Below are 19827 nucleotides of genomic sequence, written 5' to 3'. Positions count from 1 at the left end.
AAGTCGCCTGCAAACCCGCATTTGAGCTTGCGTGTGCAAATCATTCGCATTAGCGGACTTTCAACAGGAGTTGAGAATGATTCGCAAGATTTTTGCCGCCGCGATGCTGAGCACCGCCTTTTCCACGCCGGTTCTGGCGCAGGGTGCGCCTGACGCCAGCAATGGTGCCGCGGACACCGACGACAGCAGCATCATCGTCACCGCCGCGCGCACGATTCTGCCGCCGTCGGCGCTACCGCTGACCATAGAGATCATCGACAAGGACGCGCTCGACCAGCAAATCGCCATCGGGGGATCGGTCACCGACGCCGTGGCTTCGCTCACCCCCTCCTTCTCCCCGACGCGGCAGAAACTGTCGGGCGCGGGCGAAACACTGCGCGGGCGTTCTCCGCTTTATGCGATCAACGGCATCCCGCAATCGACCCCGCTGCGCGACGGCAGCCGCGATGGCTTTACCATCGACGGCTTTTTCATCGACCGGGTCGAGCTGATCTTTGGGTCCAACGCATTGCAGGGCATTGGCGGCACCGGCGGCATCGTCAATCAGGTGACCGTCGGGGCGCCGACCCGCGAAGGCCTGTCAGGCCGCGCGCTGATCCAGGGCACCGCCGACAATGACTTTTCAAAGGCCGGAATGGGCGGAAAGCTCGCCGGACTGGTGCAATATAAGGCAGACCGCTTCGACGCGACCGTGGGCGCCACTTATGAGCTGCGCGGCGTGTTTCGTGACGGCAAGGGCCGCCCCATCGGCATCAACCTTACGCAGGGCGAGACGCAGGACAGCAAGACATTCTCGCTGTTCGGACGTTTTGGTTATGAACTCAGCGATACCGCGCGGATCGACCTGATCGCAAGCCGCTTCGAGCTGAAGGGCGATGGCGATTATGTCGCGATTGCCGGTGACCGACTGACCAGCCTGCCGACCAGCGCGGTGCGTGGCGCGCCTCCGGGGGTTCCCGGCACCGGCCGCACAGAAAGCCTTGCCCTGTCACTGACCGACACCGGATTGGGCGGCGGCAATTTCATCAGCCAGATTTTCTGGAACCGCAGCCGCGATACTTTTGGCGGCGAGGTCAATCCGATCGCCACTTTTCAGGACGCCGCCATTGCGCCCGTCGGCACCCTGTTCGACCAGTCGCAAAACCGCAGCCGCAAAATCGGCGGTAAAGTCAGCTATGAACGCGCCATTCCCGGCTTTGAAGCGCTGACCATGACCTTGGGTTTTGACGCTTTGTGGGACACCACCGAACAACGGTTGATCGCAACCAACCGCACATGGGTGCCGCCGACCGATTTCCGCAGCCTTGCCCCCTTTGCTCAGGCCAATCTGAAACTGTTCGACGGGCTGGTCCGCTTGGCCGGCGGCATGCGGTACGAGAATGTCAAAATCACCATCGACGATTACACCACGCTCGCCAGTGCAGGGAACACCATGGTTTTGGGCGGCAGCCCGACTTTCAAGGATGCGCTGATCAATGGCGGCGTGATTGTCGAACCCGTAAAAGGCATCCGCGCCTATGCGAGCTATGCCGAGGGTTATACCGTCCCCGATGTCGGGCGCATCACCCGCGCGGTGAACACGCCGGGTATCGATATCGACAATTTCCTCGACATCTCCCCCATCGTATCGAACAACCGCGAAATCGGGGTCGAGGTGAAGCGCGGGCCGCTCGACGCCAGCGCCACCTATTTCTGGTCATCGAGCGACAAGGGTCAGCGCCTAGCCGCCCGCCCCGACGGCATTTTCGAAGTCATGCGCCAGCGCGTCGAGATCGAAGGGCTGGAGGTCAACCTGGGCGTCGAGACACCCATCGACGGACTGAAGCTGTCGGTCGGCTATGCCCATCTCAACGGTCGGTTCGACAGCGATGGTGATGAAAAGGTCGATAGCGACCTTGATGGCGCGAATATTTCGCCCGACCGGCTGAATTTGGCCGCAAGTTTTGCGCGTGGCCCGGTGTCGGCGCGTGTGCAGACGCAGGTTTATTTCTCGCGCAAATTTTCTGGCACCACCACCGACCCGCGCAATGATTTTGGCGGCTATACGCTGACCGACGCCCATGTCCGCTATCAGACCGGTATCGGCGGGATCAGCCTGAGCGTCGCCAATTTGTTCAACAAGCAATATTTCAGCTATGCCAGCGACACCCAGCGCCCGACCGACAATTTCTTTAACTTCGCCGGTCGCGGACGCACCTTTACCCTCGGGTGGGACGCGCGCTTCTGATGAAGCTGCTCGACCTCCTCCACCGCTGGACCGGCGGGCTGATCGGACTGGTGCTGACGGTGCTGGGGCTGACCGGCGCAATATTGGTGCATCGCGATAGCTGGATCATGCTGCCGCACGCCGATGATGCACAACTGGGCGATGTCGCCAGCATCACCGCCGCAACCGAAAAATTGATGGCAACGTCCGGAGACCCGCAGGGCATCATCTATGCGTCGCAAAGCTTGGGGCTGCATCGGGTGCGATTGTCGGGTGACGCAGGGCTTTATGCCGATCAGGCGGGCAATATTGTAACCCGCTGGGCCAGCCAGTGGGAACGCCCTGAATTGTGGATATTCGATCTCCACCATCATTTGTTCGCGGGTGAGACCGGAGAAACTGCGTCGGGCATTGCCGGACTTTGCGCGCTGTTCTTTGTCGTAACGGGCACCATTTTATGGTGGCGCACGCGGCGCAGTTTTCGCCTGCGCCTCTGGCCCAAGCGAATGACGCGCCCCGCCATATTGACCCAGCATCGCGATCTGGGCGTTGTAATTGCCCCGCTGATTTTCCTGTCGGCGCTGACCGGATCGATAATGTTGTTCCGGCCCGTCGCCGCGCTGGTGCTGTCCCCTTTTGGCAGCCCCGACGAACTCAGCAAATCGCTGACATCGCCCAAATATAAGGGCGGAGTCCTGACCGAGAAACCCGACTGGCGCGCCATGCTGGCGACCGCCCATGCGCGTTTCCCCGAGGCTGAATATCGTATCCTCAGCCTGCCGCGAAAGCCGGGCGACCCGATAGCATTGCGGATGCGCCAGCCCGAGGAATGGCTGCCCAACGGGCGCACAACGCTGTGGTTCGATGCCGCGAGCGGCCTGTTGCTCGGCGCACGCGATGCGCGGGCGCTGCCGACCAGCGCGCAGGTTTTCAACATGGCCTATCCCGTCCACGCCGCAAAGGTCGGCGGGCTGGCCTATCGGCTGGTGATGACCTTGTCGGGACTAGGCATGGCGATGCTCGGCAGCTTTGCAGTCTGGAGTTTCTGGTTCCGCCGTAACAAGCGCGTCAAAAAGCCCGCACGCGCAGCCCTCGCCACCGGCTGATTTCGCCGCCACTGCGGGAGCATGCTTTCCTATTGCGGCAGGACGCCTATATCCTGTCGCATCCCATGACCCGCGCCCGCGTTCTCCTCCTCACTTCGGCCCTCGGCCCGCTCGATTATCGGGTGCCGCATGGTATGGAGGCCGAATTGGGCAGCGTCGTCATCGCACCGCTGGGGCCAAGGCGGCTGGGCGGCGTGGTGTGGGAGGATAGCGCGTTCGGCGCGCCCGATCCGGTCGGCGACAACCGGCTGCGCAACCTGTTCGAGGTCGCACCTGTCCCGCCGCTGTCCGCACCGCTGCGCCGCCTGATCGAATGGACGAGCGATTATTATCTGTCGCCGCCCGGCGCGGTGTTGCGCATGGTGCTGCCCGGTGTCGCCTTTGCCGATGCCCGCCGCCCGATCATCGAATATCGCGCCACCGGTGCATTGCCCCCGCGCATGACGCCGCAACGCACAGTCGCGCTCGACGCCATCGGCGCTTCGCAAGGCACGGTGCGCGAACTGGCGGCGCTGGCCGAGGTCAGCGAGGCGGTGGTGCGCGGGCTGGTCAACTCTGGCACGCTGGACCCCGTCGCGGTGTCCGCCGACGCCCCCTATCCCGACCCCGACCCCGCTTTTGCACCGCCCGACCTTTCGGACGAACAGCGCGAGGCCGCGGCGGGGCTGGTCGATGCGGTGACAGCAGCCAAATTTGAAACCTTGGTGCTCGACGGTGTGACCGGATCGGGCAAGACCGAAGTGTATATGGAGGCGATTGCTGCGGCGATGGATGCGGGCAAACAGGCGCTGGTCCTGCTCCCCGAAATCGCGCTCACCGAACCAATGCTTAAACGTTTTACCGCGCGTTTCGGCTGCGAGCCGACCGCGTGGCACAGCGGGCTACGCGCCGCAGAGCGCCGCCGCGCCTGGCATGCGATTGCCAGCGGCGATGCGCGCATCGTCGTCGGGGCGCGCTCGGCGCTGTTCCTGCCCTATGCGCGGCTGGGTGTCATCGTCGTCGATGAGGCGCATGAAACCAGTTTCAAACAGGAAGATGGCGTCCATTATCACGCCCGCGACGTCGCGGTGATGCGGGGCCATTTTGAAGGCTTGCCGGTGGTTCTCGCCAGCGCAACCCCCGCACTCGAAAGCCTCGCGCAGGTCGAGGCTGGACGCTATCGCCATATCATCCTGCCCGCCCGCTATGGCGGGGCCACCATGCCCGATCTGGCCGCCATCGACATGCGCAGCGACCCGCCCGACCGCGGAAGCTGGCTCGCGCCGCCGCTCGTCACCGCGCTCGCCGACCGCTTGCAAAAGGGCGAACAGAGCCTTCTCTTTCTCAACCGGCGCGGCTTTGCCCCGCTGACCCTGTGCCGCACCTGTGGCCACCGCATCCAATGCCCCAATTGCACCGCCTGGATGGTCGAGCACCGGTTGGTCCACCGGCTCGCCTGTCACCATTGCGGCCATGTCATGCCGCCGCCGCGCCTCTGCCCCGAATGCGAAGAGGAGGACAGCCTCGTTGCCTGCGGCCCGGGGGTCGAGCGGGTTGCCGATGAAGTGGCGCTGCGCTTTCCCGAAGCGCGGACCGCTATCGTCACCAGCGACACCCTATGGTCACCCGCCAAAGCCGCCGAATTTGTCGAAAATGTCGAGGGCGGGCTGGTCAATATCATCATCGGAACGCAGCTTGTCACCAAAGGCTATCATTTCCCCAATCTGACGCTGGTTGGCGTCGTCGATGCGGACCTTGGCCTCGACGGCGGCGATTTGCGCGCGTCGGAGCGGACGTTCCAGCAGATCGCGCAGGTCGCCGGACGCGCCGGTCGCGGGGTCAAACATGGCGAGGTGCTGATCCAGACGCGCGTTCCCGACGCCCCCGTCATGGCGGCGCTGGTCGCGAACGACCGCGACGGATTTTATCAGGCCGAAGCGGCGGCACGGCGGCAGGCTGGCGCCCCACCCTATGGCCGCTTTGCCGCGCTGGTCATTTCGTCCGAGGATATGGAGGTCGCCCGCAGTGTCGCACAGCGGCTGGGCGCCAAGGCACCGGTCGCCGATGGCCTCGCCGTCTATGGCCCCGCCCCCGCGCCGCTCGCCATGCTGCGCGGCCGCCACCGTTTCCGCCTCCTGCTCCACGCCCCGCGCAGCTTCGATTTGCAGAGCACCATCCGCGACTGGGTGAGCAGTATCGACTGGCCCAACAAAGCGCGCCTCGCAATCGATATCGACCCCTATAGTTTCGTGTGAGAATGCTGCAGTTTGGCAGAATTGGACTTGTGACATTTTCCTGTTAGGCATCACATTCTGAGTTGGTAACTATCGGGGAGTAGTACTGGTGAATTTGCAGAAATTGGCGCGAACGATTGGCAGCAGCGTGGCACTGGCAGTGTTGACAATGAGCGCTAGCGCCCATGCGGAATGGTGGGAAGCCGAGACTAGCCATTTCATCGTTTATTCTGAAAGCAAACAAGACGATGCTAAACAATTCGCCCAGTTACTTGAACGCTATGACAATGCACTGCGCTATATGCAGAAACTTCCTATACCAGGCCCCGATATGGGTGAGGCCAACAAGGTAAAAGTGTTTCGCAGCGGTGATGCTGACGATATTGCCTATGTCGCCGGAGCCCCTGGGTCCGGTATCGCTGGCTTTTATATCCCCCGCGCTGGCAACACCGTTGCCTTTGTCCCTTCCCGTGAAAAGCGGCGCGACATGAGCAGCGTACGCAGGGACGACAACCCCGTGCTCGATGCACAGCGGGTGCTGTTTCACGAATATACGCATCATTTCATGCTGACCAATTTCAGTACGGCATATCCGCATTGGTATTCTGAAGGCTTTGCGGAAATGTACAGCACGATCGAATTTAGAGAAGATGGTAGCTTTGTAGGTGGCTTGGTTCCGCAGTCGCGCGGTCGAGGGTTGAAGTTGCTTCCTGACGTTCGCTTGACGCGCCTATTTGATCACAATGTGAAGCTTACGCGTATGGAGCAATATCAATCTTATACCTTTGGCTGGTTGTTATCGCACTATTTGAATTTCAATGCTGCACGAAGAGGTCAGTTACCCAAATATTTGAAATCACTTAATAATGGAGAAGACAGCTTGGAAGCGGCGACGGCCGCCTTTGGTGACTTGAGTGTTCTGCAAAAGGAATTGCACAAATATAAAAATGGCCCCTTCCCCGTCCTGGTGTCTCCTCCCGGTGCAGTCCCATTACCCAAGGTATCTGTGCGGCGCTTGACCCCGGCTGAAGAAGATCTGATGCGCGAATATATTCGGTCGCAACGCGGTGTTGATCGCAAAGAGGCCAAAGACGTCGCGAGCGATCTAGAGGGCAAAGGGCAGGCCTATCCCGAAAGCCTCCCCGCTCAGTTAATCGTCGCAGAAGCACAGCTAGATGCGCAAAATTTCGATGCAGCAGAGGCGGCGGCAAAACGCGCTATCGCCCTGTCTCCCGAATCCTCGTTCGCCCAATATCTGCTCGGCGCAACCTATCTGGCGCGCGGTGAAACCGACAAGACAATGTACGCAAAAGCACGACCGGTGCTGCTCAAGGCCCACCAACTCGATCCGAAAGATCCGCGCCCGTCAATCGCCTATTATCTGTCATACTTTGAATCCGGTGAAACGATCCCTGAACCGGCACTGATACTCTTGGAAGATGCCTTTAACACAGCGTCTTATGACAGGGATTATCGCCTGATTCTGTCACGGCAATTGCTGAACGAAGGCAAGGGAAAACTTGCCCGGTCTGTATTGTCTCCAATCGCCTTTTCAGCTCATGGCGACGACAAAGAGAATAAAATTCTTGCAACGGTCGAGTTCATCGAAAAGGATGATCTGGACGATGCGCGCAAGAAAATCGCAGAGATATTTCAAGATAAAAAGGACGCACGCGACGGGAAAAAGAAAGGATAGAGCACGACCAGAGGCTGGTGCACAGACCACTCAAAAATCAGATGCCGCGTCTTTGCGTCGATTTTGGTTTACTCGCGGCGATGCGACGTTAATTCTTGGCCTATGCCTAGCCTCTTGATGCGCACCGCGCTTTCGTTTCTGCTTTCAACTTTGGCGCTGCCTGCTTTGGCGGGTGCCCATACCACCCCGATCGCAGTACCGGTCACAGCGACAAAGGACCTTGGCGCCAGCAACGCCGGTCGTCTGCTCATCTTCGCGCAGCGTGTCGAACCCGACGCAAAGCCCTCGGACGAGGTGGATACGTCCCCCTTTGAACCGACCGGAACGGCCATCGCCGCGCGCGAAGTCAAGGATTTGCGCGCCGGACAGGTGGCGCTGGTTGGCACCGAGACCGAGGCCTTTCCAAAACCATGGTCACAACTTCTCGCCGGCACTTATCGTCTGCAGGCGGTGCTCGATCGCAACCATGACTATAATTATGGCGGCCGGGGTCCGGGTGATCTGGTGTCGCAAGTGATCGAGGCACAGTTGCCGGGTACCGTTCCGACGCTGACCCTCGACCATCAAATTCCCGCGCAGGATTTTGCTACACAACTGGCCAGCCTGTCGCCCGAATCGCGGACGATGATTGAAAGCGGACTGACCGCTGTGAAAGCCTTTGACGCACCGAGTGCGCTGATGACGCGCTTTTCAGGCACGCCGACCTCGATCAAGGGCTGGGTCGCGCTACCCCCCGGCTATGCAAAGAACCAGGCGCATTATCCGACCGCCTATTCGGACGGCGGCTTTGGTAGCACGCTAAACAGCGCGCATATGAGCGCGGCGCGCCTCGCGGCGATGATGGCCAAGGGGGAGATGCCACCGATGATCTGGGTCTTTCTCGATCATCATATTGCCACCGGCACCCATGAATTTGCCGATTCGGTCAACAATGGTCCGTGGGGCAGCGCGCTCACCACCGAAGCGATTCCGTTGCTGGAAAAAACATATCGCATGGATGCGCGCGCCAATGGCCGCTTTCTCAACGGGCATAGTTCGGGCGGCTGGTCGACTTTGTGGCTGCAAGTCACTTACCCCAAAATCTTCGGCGGCACCTGGCCAACCTCACCCGACTCCAGCGACTTTCATGATTTCACCGGCATCAACATCTATGCCGACCATGCCAACGCCTATGTCGGGGCGGACGGCAAGGATCTGCCGCTTATCCGCAACAAGGGGAAAGTCATCGCGACGGTACGCCAATTTTCTCAACTGGAGGCGGCACTTGGCGGCTATGGCGGTCAGATTGCCAGTTTTGACTGGGTCTTTTCGCCGCGCTGTCCCGACGGACGCCCTTGCCAGATGTTCAACCGCGCCAGTGGCAAAGTCGATCCCGCCGTTGTCGCCTATTGGCGCGACCATTATGACATCGCGCATATCATCGCCCGCGACTGGGACACGCTAAAGCCCGACCTTGATGGCAAGATTCACCTGACCGTGGGAACCGCCGACACCTTTTATCTCGACGGCGCCGCGCATCGGTTGCAGGCGGTGCTCGACGGGTTGGGTGCCAAATCCTCTTTCCGCTTCTTGCCCGGCAAAACCCACTTCGACCTTTATCGAGAGGGTGACGATCCGCGTGCACTCCTCAAAACAATTGCCCGCGAAATGTATGCCGTGGCGCGTCCCGATGCAGGCGCGCCCATCGCTCAATAATCGGGTTCGCCCCCGGCCAAAATTTGCTCCGTCTGTCCGCTCAGCCACGCCATGGCGGCGGCCCAGGGTTGATGGCCATGGCTGATCCGCGCGACGCCCAATGCCGCCAGTTCCTTATGTGTCGGCCCCGCCTTTGATCGCAGGATATTAACCGGCAGCGGCGAGCCGTCGCAGATCGCACCGATACAGCGCGCATCGGCCAGAAAGGGCACGAACAACCCGCTTGCACCTGCATCAGCATAGGCCCGCGCGCGTTCGAGCACCGCCGCCACCAACGCATCGCCATCTTTGGCGACATCTTGCCCGCGAAATACATCGCAGCGCGCATTGACGAACAGGCCGGTGTCAGCGGCGGCGCGAACCCGCTGTGCCGCTTCACCGAGCGGGATCAACGCATTCGAACCGGGCATCCGGTCCTCCATATTGATCCCCGCGGCGCCCGCATCCTTGGCGCGGCTGACCGAACGACCCACCGCCGCCGCATCGACGCCATATCCCGATTCCATATCAATGCTGACGGGCAAGTCGGTGACCGATCGGATGCGCGTCAAATTGGCGAGCGCGTCGGCGAGCGGGAAATTCTCGCCGTCGGCGGAGCCTTGCGCGCAGGCGACGCCCCAACTGCCGGTCGCAATCGCTTTGGCCCCCGAAGCAGCCACGGCCCGCGCGCTGCCCGCGTCCCAGATGTTGACGAGGATCAGCGGATCGCCGGGGACATGCAACGCTTTGAATTGGGCAATCTGGTCCGTCATTCTGATATCTCCCGCTTGAGCAATTCTTCCTTGATCGACAGACCATAGGCATAACCGCCGAGGCTGCCGTCGCTGCGCACCACACGGTGACAGGGGATCAGCACCGCAACATTGTTCGCGCCATTGGCGCTGCCCGCCGCGCGCACCGCCTTGGGCTTGCCCACCGCTGTCGCAATATCGGCATAGCTGCGCGTTTCGCCAGCAGGAATCTTGCGCAGTTCACGCCAAACCGCCTCTTGAAACGCCGTGCCTTTCACATCGATCGGGATGTGGTCAAAGCCGTTGACCGGCGCCTCGACCGCCGCAACGACTTCACCGAGCAATCGTTCGAAATCATCGCCGCCCTCAACCAGAGTAGCCGCCGGAAAGCGCGCCTCCAGCGCCGCGCGCCCTTCGTCGAACGACAGGCGGCACACTCCTTTGTCTGTCGCGGCGACCAGCATCGCGCCCAGACTCGTTGGCACCACCGCCCAGTGGATGGTCACGCCTTTGCCGCCCGCGACCCACGCCGATGCGCTCATCCCCATTCTCCCGTCCAGATTGTCATAAAAGCGCGACGGGCCGCTGAACCCTGCGTCATAAATGGCGTCGGTCACCCGCTCTGCACCCGACAGGGCGGCCCGCGCCCGTTCATCGCGCAGCGCCCGCGCATAGGCAGCGGGCGACAGGCCGGTATGGCGCGTAAAGACGCGCTGGAAATGTGTCGGCGAATAGCCGGTGCGCTGCGCCAGATCGGCCAGCGCTAACGGCTCCTCGCTTTGCTTGATCGCGGCGATGGCGGCCAGCACTGCCCCTTCGTCACGCGCCACATCGTCGGGCAGGCAGCGCTTGCACGGTCGCAGCCCCGTTGCGCGCGCAACCGCCCCGCTCTCAAAAAAGCGCACATTGGCGCGCTTGGGATGGCGCGCCGCGCAACTGGGACGGCAATAAATGCCGGTGCTGAGCACGCCGGTAACGAAGCTTCCGTCATAAGCCTTGTCGCGTGACAACACGGCGGCCCAGCGGTCCTCATCACTCATGGTCGCAAAGTCCATCGGCTCAGCTCCGTGTCACCCGCGCAGCAAAACAGCCATGCGCGGCATTATGGGCATCAATATAGGCGATCCGATCATCGGCGAACAGCGCCCGTATCGCACTATCGGCCTCACCCGCTGCGGCGAGACGCGCGTCGGCCAACATGCCGTCAGCGTCAAAACCACGCAGCGCGATCGGGCGCCCGACAAAGACCGGCGGCACTTCATCGACATATTCCGACGCTTCCACGCCCGACCGCACGAAAATGGCATAGGCCGACCGATAGGGGGTCGCGACATCATGACTGGTGTGATGCAGCAAGATCAACTCTTCGCCTTCGCGCGCATCTTCTAAACTGATGCGGCAGGGAAAGCCCCTGTCCGCTGTTGCCGTCATGCGCACGGCCTTATGATCTGCCAGCTCGTCGTCACTCATCGCGAAATAGGAAGCGAAGGGCTGGGGCGCGAGGCCGCGAATGGAATAGGTCATGGGGAGGTCCTTTCTTTGCCATCAATGACCCCGTTTCTGCCACGCCTCCCCAGCCCATGCGTCCCGATGCTTGCGTTCAAAGCGAAGCGCATTAGGTTGCGCGCCATGATCCGCATCCTCGCTCTGCTGCTCGCCCTTGTCTCCTTCACCCTTCCAGCACAGGCTGCTGATGATATCAGCGCGGTTTCGCGCGGCGTTGTGCGCGTCGTGACGGTCGCGATGGTCGATGGCGAGGTCGTCGGTTTTGGGCATGGCAGTGGCATCGCGGTTTCGCCGACGCGCATCGTCACCAATGCCCATGTCGTCGAATCGGCGGTCAAATATCCCAAAAATGTCGCGCTGGGTGTCGTCCCGTCGGAGGGCCAAAAAAGCTATTCCGCGCGGCTGGTGGCCATCGATTCCAAGCGTGATCTGGCTTTGATCGAAATCACCCAGGGCCGGGTGCCGCCCGCCGCCATTTACAGCGGTCCATTCGAAGCGGGCGAACATGTCGTCGCATTGGGCTATCCCGGCAATGTCGATCTGGCCTCGGCGCGCAGCTCCGCCGACTATATCACCCCGCGCACGCCCGTCCGCAGCGAAGGCAATCTGTCGAATCAACAGGCGGTCAACGGCATCGCCACACTCGTCCACACCGCCAAAATCGCGCGCGGAAATTCGGGCGGGCCGCTGGTTGATTTGTGCGGGCGCGTTGTCGGCATCAACACCTTTATCACCCGCGCCGACGATGGCGATTCGCCTTTTGCCTTTGCCGTGTCGAACCGCGAACTCATGCGGTTCCTCGCCGATTCCGACCAGAAATATAACGCCATCGGTACCGCTTGCCTGACGATGGACGAAGCCAATGCCCGCGACCGCGCGGCGCTGGACGCAGAAACCAGGGCCGAAGCCTCCGCCAATCAGGCACGTGAAGAAGCGACACGGCTGGACCAAGAACTTAAGCGGGCACGCGCCGAAGAGGCGGCGCTGTCCGCGCGTGAAAATCGCATCGCGCTGGCGGGTGTCTTGTTCGTTCTTGGGGCCTTTGGCGCCGCCGCCGCCTTTTTCTTTCACAACCAGAAAAAGATACAAAACGCCAAGATTGCGGGGGCCATCGGCGTCGCGCTGATCCTCGTCGCGTCAGCTCTGTTCATCACCCGCCCGGATACAATCGTCGATGTCAGCGATAGCGGCAGCGCAACGACCAAGGGCGCAGCAGGCACAGCGTCTAAGCTCGCCGAAGGACGCTATCTCTGTTCGATCCGCCCGCAACGCAGCCGCATCACCGTATCGTCGACCAGCGATGTTCCGGTGGAGATCAGCGCCAGCGGCTGCGTCAACGACCGCACCCAATATGCCCATGGCAGCGACGGACGCTGGCAGCGCATCCTTGTTCCCAATGAAGAAGCGACCGTTACCGTCGCGTCGATCGACGAGGATGCCAAGGAATATCGCGTCGATCGCTATCTGCTCGACGCCGATACAATGACAAAGGCCCGCGAATTGCGCGCCGGGGTGAATGTCAAAAGCTGCACCGCCAACAGTAGCGCGGTCGACAGCCTGGCCATCCAGCAAGACGCCATCCGCGCCGTCCTGCCCGCAAGCCCGAACGAGCGGCTGGTCTATGGGTGCCAACCGGCAGCGAAATCGGCGAATTGACAAGACCTGTTAAAAGACCTATTAAACGGTCATGAATAAACCACTCCTTGCCGATTTCGGCATCAGTATTTCGGATCTTAAGGCGAATCCATCGGCGGCGATTGCGGCGGCGGAGGGGTTTCCGGTGGCGATCCTCAATCGCAATTCACCCACCGCCTATCTCGTGCCTGCCAAAGCGTGGGAAGAGATTATCGAAGCATTGGACGACATTGAACTCACGAAAATCGTCAAAGCTCGCCAAGGCCAGAAGCGGATCAGGGTGAATATTGACGACCTATAATCTCGACTTTTTCGAGGAGGCGAAGAAAGAATGGGACAGACTGGGCAGTAATGTCCGGACCCAATTCGCCAAGAAACTCGCCGAGCGATTAAAAGACCCGCATGTCGCTTCGACGCGGCTGTCGAGCATGACCAATTGCTACAAGATCAAACTACGCGCGGCGGGATATCGGCTGATCTATCAGGTCGAGGACGAGACTGTCACAATCATCGTGGTTGCCGTTGGAAAGCGCGAGCGCAATGCGGTCTATAAACTGGCGACCCGTCGGCTAGAATGACCGACCCTACCCCCCACACGCTTTGAATAGCGCCAGCGTGCGTGTCCGCGCCAGTTCCGAACTTTCAGGGTGATAATCCTTGCGGCGGTCGCTGTTGAATCCGTGTCCGGCCTCATAGACAAAGATTTGCGCGGTCGGGTGCGCGGTGGCGATCAGCGCGTCGACGCCCTCCATCGGGATGCCGCTGTCATAGCGGCCGAAATGGGCGATGGCGGCACAGCGCGGGGCTTCGTCCTTGAACATTGTCGGCACCAGACTGCCATAATAGGCCGATGAAGCCGCCAGGTCAGGGCTGATCTGCGCCATCCGCCACGCGACCGAGCCGCCATAGCAAAAGCCGGTGATGAAAACGGGGCCTTTCGCCTTGAGCGCGTCGATGCAGGTCTGTGCATCCTTCAAGCTCTGTTCGAAGGGATGCAGCTCGCGCGCCAGTTGCACCGCCCGTTCAAACTGCGGCCCCGAATAATCGCTTTCAAATCCCGGATGCTCACGGTCGAACAAAGCAGGGCTGAGCACTTCATAGCCATCCTCGGCATATTCATCACACAGTTCGCGTATATGGTCGGTGACGCCAAAGATTTCCTGCACCAACACCAAACCGCCCTTGCGGTCTTCGGGCCGGCCACCCTCCGGCTGGGCATGATAAACGGCAATTTCGGCGCCATCGTCCATCATCATCCGAATCATCTCGCCCACACTGCGTCCCCTTTTTCGTCTGAATCGAGCCTGTTCCTGCTTTGCACTTTTGGATCATCATCGGGGATGACACAACAGCCCGCAGCCACGCATCGCCATCCTGTCCGCAAGAGAGTCGCCGACCATCTTGCATTGCACCAAAATCGTTGCTAGGCGCGCCGCGACTTCGCTGCGGGGGATATTTTCGAATATCCATTCTATCCCGCGCGACCCCATCCCCCACGGGATAGCAATAAAGGACTTTCGCGCGTGGAGAATTCCGGCGATATTCAGGGCAACATGACGGCGGGCCTTGCGGGCCGTTACGCAACCGCGCTCTTTGAACTTGCGCGCGAATCAAAAAGCATAGATGCCGTCGCCAACAGCCTCTCCAGCTTGCGCGATGCGCTCGCCGAATCGGAAGATTTCGCAGCGCTGGTTTCCAGCCCTGTCGTATCGCGCAAAGATGCCGCCAACGGCGTCGCCGCTGTATCCAAGATGATGAAGCTCGATTCGCTGACCAGCAAATTCCTTGGCGTGCTCGCCGAAAATCATCGCCTCGACAAATTGGACGGCATGATTACCGCTTTTGACGCCATCGTTTCCGCACATCGCGGAGAGGCGACGGCCGATGTCACCAGCGCTCACCCGCTGACCGCCGATCAGCTCGCCAAGCTCAAGGCAAACCTCAAAACCCGTTTCGGTCGCGATGTGACCGTTGCGGCGACCGTCGATCCCGCCATCCTTGGCGGTCTGATTGTCCAGCTGGGCAGTCAGTTGATCGATGGCAGCATCCGTACCCGATTGAATAGCTTCGCTGCTGCGATGAAAGGCTGAACACATGGAAATCCGCGCCGCTGAAATATCCAAGGTCATTAAGGACCAGATTGCCAATTTTGGCACTGACGCCATCGTCAGCGAAATCGGCAAAGTGCTGTCGGTCGGTGACGGCATCGCCCGCGTCCACGGCCTCGACAATGTCCAGGCCGGTGAAATGGTCGAATTTTCGAATGGCGTGCAGGGCATGGCGCTCAACCTAGAGGCCGACAATGTCGGCATCGTGATTTTCGGCAGCGATGCCGAGATCAAGGAAGGCGACGTCGTCAAGCGCACCGGCACCATCGTCGACGTCCCCGTCGGCAAGGGCCTGCTCGGCCGCGTCGTTGACGGTCTGGGCAACCCCATCGACGGCAAAGGCCCGATCAAGGCCGACAAGCGTATGCGCGTCGAAGTGAAGGCCCCGGGCATCATCCCGCGCACCTCGGTTCACGAACCCGTCCAGACCGGCCTGAAGGCGCTCGACGCCCTCGTCCCCGTTGGCCGCGGCCAGCGCGAGCTGATCATCGGTGACCGTCAAACCGGCAAGACCGCCGTTGCGATCGACACTTTCATCAACCAGAAGGCCGCCAACGCCGGCGACGATGAAAGCAAAAAGCTTTACTGCATTTATGTCGCCGTCGGTCAGAAGCGTTCGACCGTCGCGCAAATCGTCCGCCAGCTCGAAGAAAATGGCGCGATGGAATATTCTATCGTTATCGCAGCCACCGCGTCGGAGCCTGCTCCGCTGCAGTTCCTTGCGCCTTACACCGGCTGCACGATGGGTGAGTTCTTCCGCGACAACGGTATGCACGCCGTCATCGTTTATGACGATTTGTCGAAACAGGCCGTTGCCTATCGTCAGATGTCGCTGCTGCTGCGTCGCCCGCCGGGCCGCGAAGCCTATCCCGGCGACGTTTTCTATCTCCACAGCCGCTTGCTCGAGCGCGCCGCCAAGATGAACAAGGACAATGGCGCCGGTTCGCTGACCGCCCTGCCGATCATCGAAACGCAGGCCGGCGACGTGTCGGCCTATATTCCGACCAACGTGATTTCGATTACCGACGGTCAGATATTCCTTGAAACCAACCTGTTCTATCAGGGCATCCGTCCGGCGATTAACGTCGGCCTGTCAGTGAGCCGCGTTGGGTCCGCCGCACAGACCAAGGCGATGAAAAAGGTGTCGGGCTCGATCAAACTCGAACTCGCGCAATATCGCGAGATGGAAGCCTTTGCCCAGTTCGGTTCGGACCTTGATGCGTCGACGCAGCAATTGCTCAACCGCGGCGCGCGTCTGACCCAGTTGCTCAAGCAGGCCCAGTTCCAGCCGATGCCGTTCGAAGAACAGACGGCGTCGATCTTTGCCGGAACCAACGGTTTCCTCGACAAGGTCGCTGTCACCGACGTGACGCGTTATGAAGCGGCAATGCTCGCTTTCATGCGTAGCGATCATGCCGATGTGCTCAAAACAATCCGCGATACCAAGGACCTTGGCGACGACGCCAAAAAGGGACTTGTTGCCGCACTGGAAGCATTCGCCAAGGTTTTCGCTTAATCGATTGCCGTATCCCGGCGACAGTCGGGGCGCAAAGAGGGGCTTAAATGGCTTCGTTGAAGGAACTTAAAGGCCGGATCGGGTCGGTCAAATCGACCCAGAAGATCACCAAGGCCAAAAAGATGGTTGCAGCCGCCAAGCTGCGCAAGGCGCAGGCGGCTGCCGAAGCGGCACGGCCCTATGCCGAGCGGCTGGAAGCTGTGGTCGGCAGCCTGGCGTCAAAGGTCGGTGCGTCGGACGGCGCGCCCCGATTGCTGGCAGGGAGCGGCAGAAGCGATACACATCTGCTCGTCGTCCTCAACAGTGACCGTGGCCTCGCTGGTGCGTTCAACAGCAACATCGTCAAGGCCGCGCGCGACAAGGCGCTGGCTCTGCAGGCTGATGGTAAAAAGGTTATCTTTTACCTCGTCGGCCGCAAAGGCCGCCCGGTCATCAACCGCCTGTTCAACGGTCAGATTGTCGAGAATTTCGAAACCACCGGCATCCGCAACGTCGGGTTCGAAGAAGCGCAGTTAATCGCCGAGCAGGTGATGGGCATGTTCGATGCCGGCACCTTTGATGTCGCGCATCTCTTCTACTCCAAATTCCGCTCGGCGCTGGTTCAGGAAGCCACCGGACAGCAAATGATCCCGGTTCCCGCCCCGGCAGAAGCCCCGGCGAGCAGCGGCGCGTCGGTCGAATATGAACCCGACGAAGAAACGATCCTCGCCGATCTGTTGCCGCGCAACATCACGATCCAGATATTCAAGGGTCTGCTGGAAAATATGGCGTCCGAACAGGGCGCATCGATGACGGCAATGGACAATGCGACGCGCAACGCGGGCGAACTGATCAACAAGCTGACCATCGTGTACAACCGCACGCGTCAGGCCGCGATTACCACCGAATTGATTGAGATTATTGCTGGCGCGGAAGCGCTGTAGCAACAGACAAACGCTGGCGCGGAAGCGCTCTAAACGATCAACCCAAGGAAGAAGACCATGGCAACCGCAACCAAGAGCAAGAAGGCAGCAGCGACCAGCGCCACCGCAACGGGCCGCATCGTACAAGTCATCGGCGCCGTCGTCGACGTGCAGTTCGACGGCGAGCTGCCCGCGATTTTGAACGCGCTGGAAACCGACAATGGCGGCAACCGCCTTGTCCTCGAAGTCGCCCAGCATCTGGGTGAATCGACCGTGCGCACGATCGCTATGGACGCCACCGACGGCCTGACCCGCGGTCAGCCGGTCAGTGACACCGGAACCCAGATCACCGTGCCCGTCGGTCCGCAGACGCTCGGTCGCATCCTCAACGTCATCGGCGAGCCGATCGACGAACAAGGCCCGGTCAACGCCAAGACCCGCTCGCCGATCCACGCCAAGGCGCCGGAATTTGTCGAGCAGTCGACAGAAAGCAGCATCCTCGTCACCGGCATCAAGGTCATCGATTTGCTCGCGCCTTATGCCAAGGGCGGCAAGATCGGCCTGTTCGGCGGTGCCGGCGTTGGCAAGACGGTGCTGATTCAGGAACTGATCAACAATATCGCCAAAGGCCATGGCGGCACGTCGGTGTTCGCGGGCGTCGGTGAACGCACCCGCGAAGGCAATGACCTTTATCACGAATTCCTCGACGCGGGCGTGATCGCCAAGGACAAGGACGGCAACCCGACCCCCGAAGGGTCAAAGGTGGCGCTGGTATTCGGCCAGATGAACGAACCCCCGGGCGCGCGTGCCCGTGTGGCTCTGTCGGGTCTGACGATTGCCGAATATTTCCGCGACCAAGAAGGCCAGGACGTGCTCTTCTTCGTCGACAATATCTTCCGCTTTACCCAGGCTGGTTCGGAAGTGTCGGCTCTGCTCGGCCGTATTCCTTCGGCTGTGGGCTATCAGCCGACGCTGTCGACCGACATGGGCGCGCTACAGGAACGCATCACCTCGACCCACAAGGGTTCGATTACGTCGGTGCAGGCCATTTACGTGCCGGCCGATGACTTGACCGATCCGGCACCGGCCACGTCCTTCGCTCACTTGGATGCGACGACCAACCTCAACCGCGCGATTTCGGAGCTTGGCATCTATCCTGCGGTTGACCCGCTCGATTCAACCAGCCGTATGCTCGAGCCGCGCATCGTCGGCCAAGAGCATTATGAAACCGCCCGCCGCGTTCAGGAAACGCTGCAGAAGTATAAGTCGCTGCAGGACATCATCGCCATTCTCGGCATGGACGAGCTGAGCGAAGAAGATAAGCTGATCGTTGCCCGCGCCCGCAAGATCCAGCGCTTCCTGTCGCAGCCGTTCCATGTGGCCGAAGTTTTCACCAACATCCCCGGCAAGTTCGTGGCGATCGAAGACACGATCAAATCGTTCAAGGCGGTGGTTGACGGCGAATATGACCATCTGCCCGAAGCGGCCTTCTATATGGTCGGCGGCATCGACGAAGCGGTCGCCAAGGCCCAGAAACTAGCCGAAGACGCGGCGTAAACTGACCTAAGCCCCTCCCCTTCAGGGGAGGGGTTGGGGTGGGGGCTAGCGGCGTTGCGCAAGGCTCGAGAGCCCACCCCGCTGCGACTAGGTCCGGCTCCGCCGTTCCAAGTCTCACTGCCCCTCCCCTAAAGGGGATGGGTTTAAGGATTGAAACATGGCTTTGAAATTCGAACTCGTCACCCCGGCCCGCCTCGAACGCGTCGAAGACGTCCATATGGTCACCGTCCCAGGGTCCGAGGGCGATTTTTCGGTGCTGGTCGGCCATGCGCCCTTTATGACGACGCTGCGCAATGGTCCGCTGACCATCTATGCCAGCGAAGGCGCAGCCCCCGAGGTTATCGAAGTCGAAGGCGGCTTTGCCGAAGTTAACGAAGCCGGCCTGACCGTCCTCGCCGAAAGCGTGACCGCAGGCTAATTACTCCGCGCCCATCGGCGCATAATTCCAGCGCTGCGGTTTGCTGCCATCGATCAGGCTGATTTCGGCCTTCAGCAATTTCCCTTCACGCCAATATTTGATCCGCTGCGGATAATCATGCGCAGCATTGGCAAATTCGATCATATTTTCACCGACACGCAGCATCGGAAATTCCACCGCCGGTTGTCCCAGCGGCTGGGCAAAGAAGCTCAGCATCCCATGCTCCATACGCATGATACGGCTATGCTCGAATATACTGAGATCATTCGCTTGGCCGATTCGTGCCGCACCGATCATGATGTCACCGCGCGGCGGCGTCCAAAACTCATCGGCCCAGCGCCCCTCCGCACCATTTTGCTCCCACGCCCCGGCCAGCCAGCCGGGCATATCAGGGGCCGGTTTGGTCGCGCTGAGCGGACTCGCAAGCGACAGCGCCGCCAGTAAAGTCATCCATTTTCGCATGGGCTGCCTCCTCATTCGGATCGGCCACATCCAATTCTTTCGCTTCGGCATTAGGACTATATCAAAGTTTCCATCC

The 19827-nt window shown here is 60.6% G+C and carries 18 protein-coding genes; 13 read left to right on the top strand and 5 right to left on the bottom strand.

The window, feature by feature from the left end; translation table 11 throughout:
- The first annotated feature begins 76 nt into the window (after positions 1-76).
- The 5 genes from ACR3XE_RS03175 (at position 77) to ACR3XE_RS03155 (ending at position 8916) form a co-directional block, all read left to right on the top strand.
- Entirely contained in the window at positions 77-2227 is a 2151-nt protein-coding gene (locus tag ACR3XE_RS03175; RefSeq protein ID WP_486185903.1) for a TonB-dependent receptor, read from the top strand.
- Positions 2227-3312 carry a PepSY-associated TM helix domain-containing protein gene (locus tag ACR3XE_RS03170; protein ID WP_473699039.1) on the top strand — a complete coding sequence of 362 codons (1086 nt, stop codon included), beginning with the start codon at positions 2227-2229 and terminating at the stop codon, positions 3310-3312. The genes ACR3XE_RS03175 and ACR3XE_RS03170 overlap by 1 nt, the downstream gene beginning before the upstream one ends.
- Positions 3313-3377: 65 nt before the next feature.
- The gene (locus tag ACR3XE_RS03165; protein WP_473699040.1) at positions 3378-5546 is read left to right on the top strand and encodes a primosomal protein N'; all 2169 of its coding nucleotides are present in this window, start codon (positions 3378-3380) and stop codon (positions 5544-5546) included.
- Between the two features lie 88 nt (positions 5547-5634).
- A complete protein-coding gene (locus ACR3XE_RS03160; RefSeq protein ID WP_473699041.1) occupies positions 5635-7221 on the top strand; it encodes a tetratricopeptide repeat protein in 1587 nt (528 codons plus the stop codon).
- A 102-nt stretch (positions 7222-7323) separates the two neighbouring features.
- Positions 7324-8916, top strand: a complete 1593-nt coding sequence (locus ACR3XE_RS03155; RefSeq protein ID WP_486185902.1) for an alpha/beta hydrolase — start codon at positions 7324-7326, stop codon at positions 8914-8916.
- Here the strand turns inward: ACR3XE_RS03155 and ACR3XE_RS03150 are convergent.
- Genes ACR3XE_RS03150 through ACR3XE_RS03140 form a run of 3 tightly spaced genes read right to left on the bottom strand, consistent with a single transcriptional unit; the run spans position 8910 to position 11171 of the window.
- Positions 8910-9668, bottom strand: coding sequence for an isocitrate lyase/PEP mutase family protein (locus tag ACR3XE_RS03150; RefSeq protein WP_473699043.1), 759 nt, complete (start codon positions 9666-9668; stop codon positions 8910-8912). The genes ACR3XE_RS03155 and ACR3XE_RS03150 overlap by 7 nt on opposite strands.
- Positions 9665-10687 (bottom strand): bifunctional transcriptional activator/DNA repair enzyme AdaA, encoded by a 1023-nt coding sequence (locus ACR3XE_RS03145; protein WP_473699044.1) that lies wholly within the window; start codon positions 10685-10687, stop codon positions 9665-9667. The genes ACR3XE_RS03150 and ACR3XE_RS03145 overlap by 4 nt, the downstream gene beginning before the upstream one ends.
- Before the next feature lie 19 nt (positions 10688-10706).
- Complete coding sequence (locus tag ACR3XE_RS03140; protein WP_473699045.1) at positions 10707-11171, bottom strand: DUF1203 domain-containing protein; 465 nt, start codon at positions 11169-11171, stop codon at positions 10707-10709.
- A gap of 105 nt (positions 11172-11276) precedes the next feature.
- Between ACR3XE_RS03140 and ACR3XE_RS03135 the strand changes: the two genes are divergently transcribed.
- From ACR3XE_RS03135 to ACR3XE_RS03125, 3 genes are read left to right on the top strand one after another with little or no spacing between them, the layout of a single operon-like run.
- The gene (locus ACR3XE_RS03135; RefSeq protein ID WP_473699046.1) at positions 11277-12809 is read left to right on the top strand and encodes a S1C family serine protease; all 1533 of its coding nucleotides are present in this window, start codon (positions 11277-11279) and stop codon (positions 12807-12809) included.
- 31 nt (positions 12810-12840) lie between these two features.
- Positions 12841-13089, top strand: a complete 249-nt coding sequence (locus tag ACR3XE_RS03130) for a type II toxin-antitoxin system Phd/YefM family antitoxin (protein ID WP_473699047.1) — start codon at positions 12841-12843, stop codon at positions 13087-13089.
- A complete protein-coding gene (locus ACR3XE_RS03125; protein WP_473699048.1) occupies positions 13076-13366 on the top strand; it encodes a type II toxin-antitoxin system RelE family toxin in 291 nt (96 codons plus the stop codon). The genes ACR3XE_RS03130 and ACR3XE_RS03125 overlap by 14 nt, the downstream gene beginning before the upstream one ends.
- 6 nt (positions 13367-13372) lie before the next feature.
- Here ACR3XE_RS03125 and ACR3XE_RS03120 read toward each other — a convergent pair whose 3' ends face one another.
- Positions 13373-14053: a dienelactone hydrolase family protein gene (locus tag ACR3XE_RS03120; RefSeq protein WP_473700381.1), complete on the bottom strand. Its 681-nt coding sequence runs from the start codon at positions 14051-14053 to the stop codon at positions 13373-13375.
- A gap of 258 nt (positions 14054-14311) precedes the next feature.
- Here ACR3XE_RS03120 and ACR3XE_RS03115 point away from each other — a divergent pair, with 258 nt between their 5' ends.
- The 5 genes from ACR3XE_RS03115 (at position 14312) to ACR3XE_RS03095 (ending at position 19289) form a co-directional block, all read left to right on the top strand.
- Positions 14312-14878: a F0F1 ATP synthase subunit delta gene (locus tag ACR3XE_RS03115; protein WP_473699049.1), complete on the top strand. Its 567-nt coding sequence runs from the start codon at positions 14312-14314 to the stop codon at positions 14876-14878.
- Positions 14879-14882: 4 nt separating this feature from the next.
- Entirely contained in the window at positions 14883-16412 is a 1530-nt protein-coding gene (gene atpA / locus ACR3XE_RS03110) for a F0F1 ATP synthase subunit alpha (RefSeq protein ID WP_473699050.1), read from the top strand.
- A 47-nt stretch (positions 16413-16459) separates the two neighbouring features.
- Positions 16460-17335, top strand: coding sequence for a F0F1 ATP synthase subunit gamma (locus ACR3XE_RS03105; protein WP_473699051.1), 876 nt, complete (start codon positions 16460-16462; stop codon positions 17333-17335).
- A gap of 57 nt (positions 17336-17392) precedes the next feature.
- Positions 17393-18871 (top strand): F0F1 ATP synthase subunit beta, encoded by a 1479-nt coding sequence (atpD, locus tag ACR3XE_RS03100; protein ID WP_473699052.1) that lies wholly within the window; start codon positions 17393-17395, stop codon positions 18869-18871.
- A gap of 157 nt (positions 18872-19028) precedes the next feature.
- The gene (locus ACR3XE_RS03095; RefSeq protein WP_473699053.1) at positions 19029-19289 is read left to right on the top strand and encodes an ATP synthase F1 subunit epsilon; all 261 of its coding nucleotides are present in this window, start codon (positions 19029-19031) and stop codon (positions 19287-19289) included.
- Here ACR3XE_RS03095 and ACR3XE_RS03090 read toward each other — a convergent pair whose 3' ends face one another.
- Positions 19290-19751, bottom strand: a complete 462-nt coding sequence (locus ACR3XE_RS03090; protein ID WP_486185901.1) for a DUF6265 family protein — start codon at positions 19749-19751, stop codon at positions 19290-19292.
- Positions 19752-19827: the final 76 nt, after the last annotated feature.

It is taken from the genome of Sphingopyxis sp. 10G20-10 (assembly GCF_057365075.1).
Note: the sequence above shows the minus strand (reverse complement) of the source record. Positions and strands in the feature narration are given on the sequence as shown.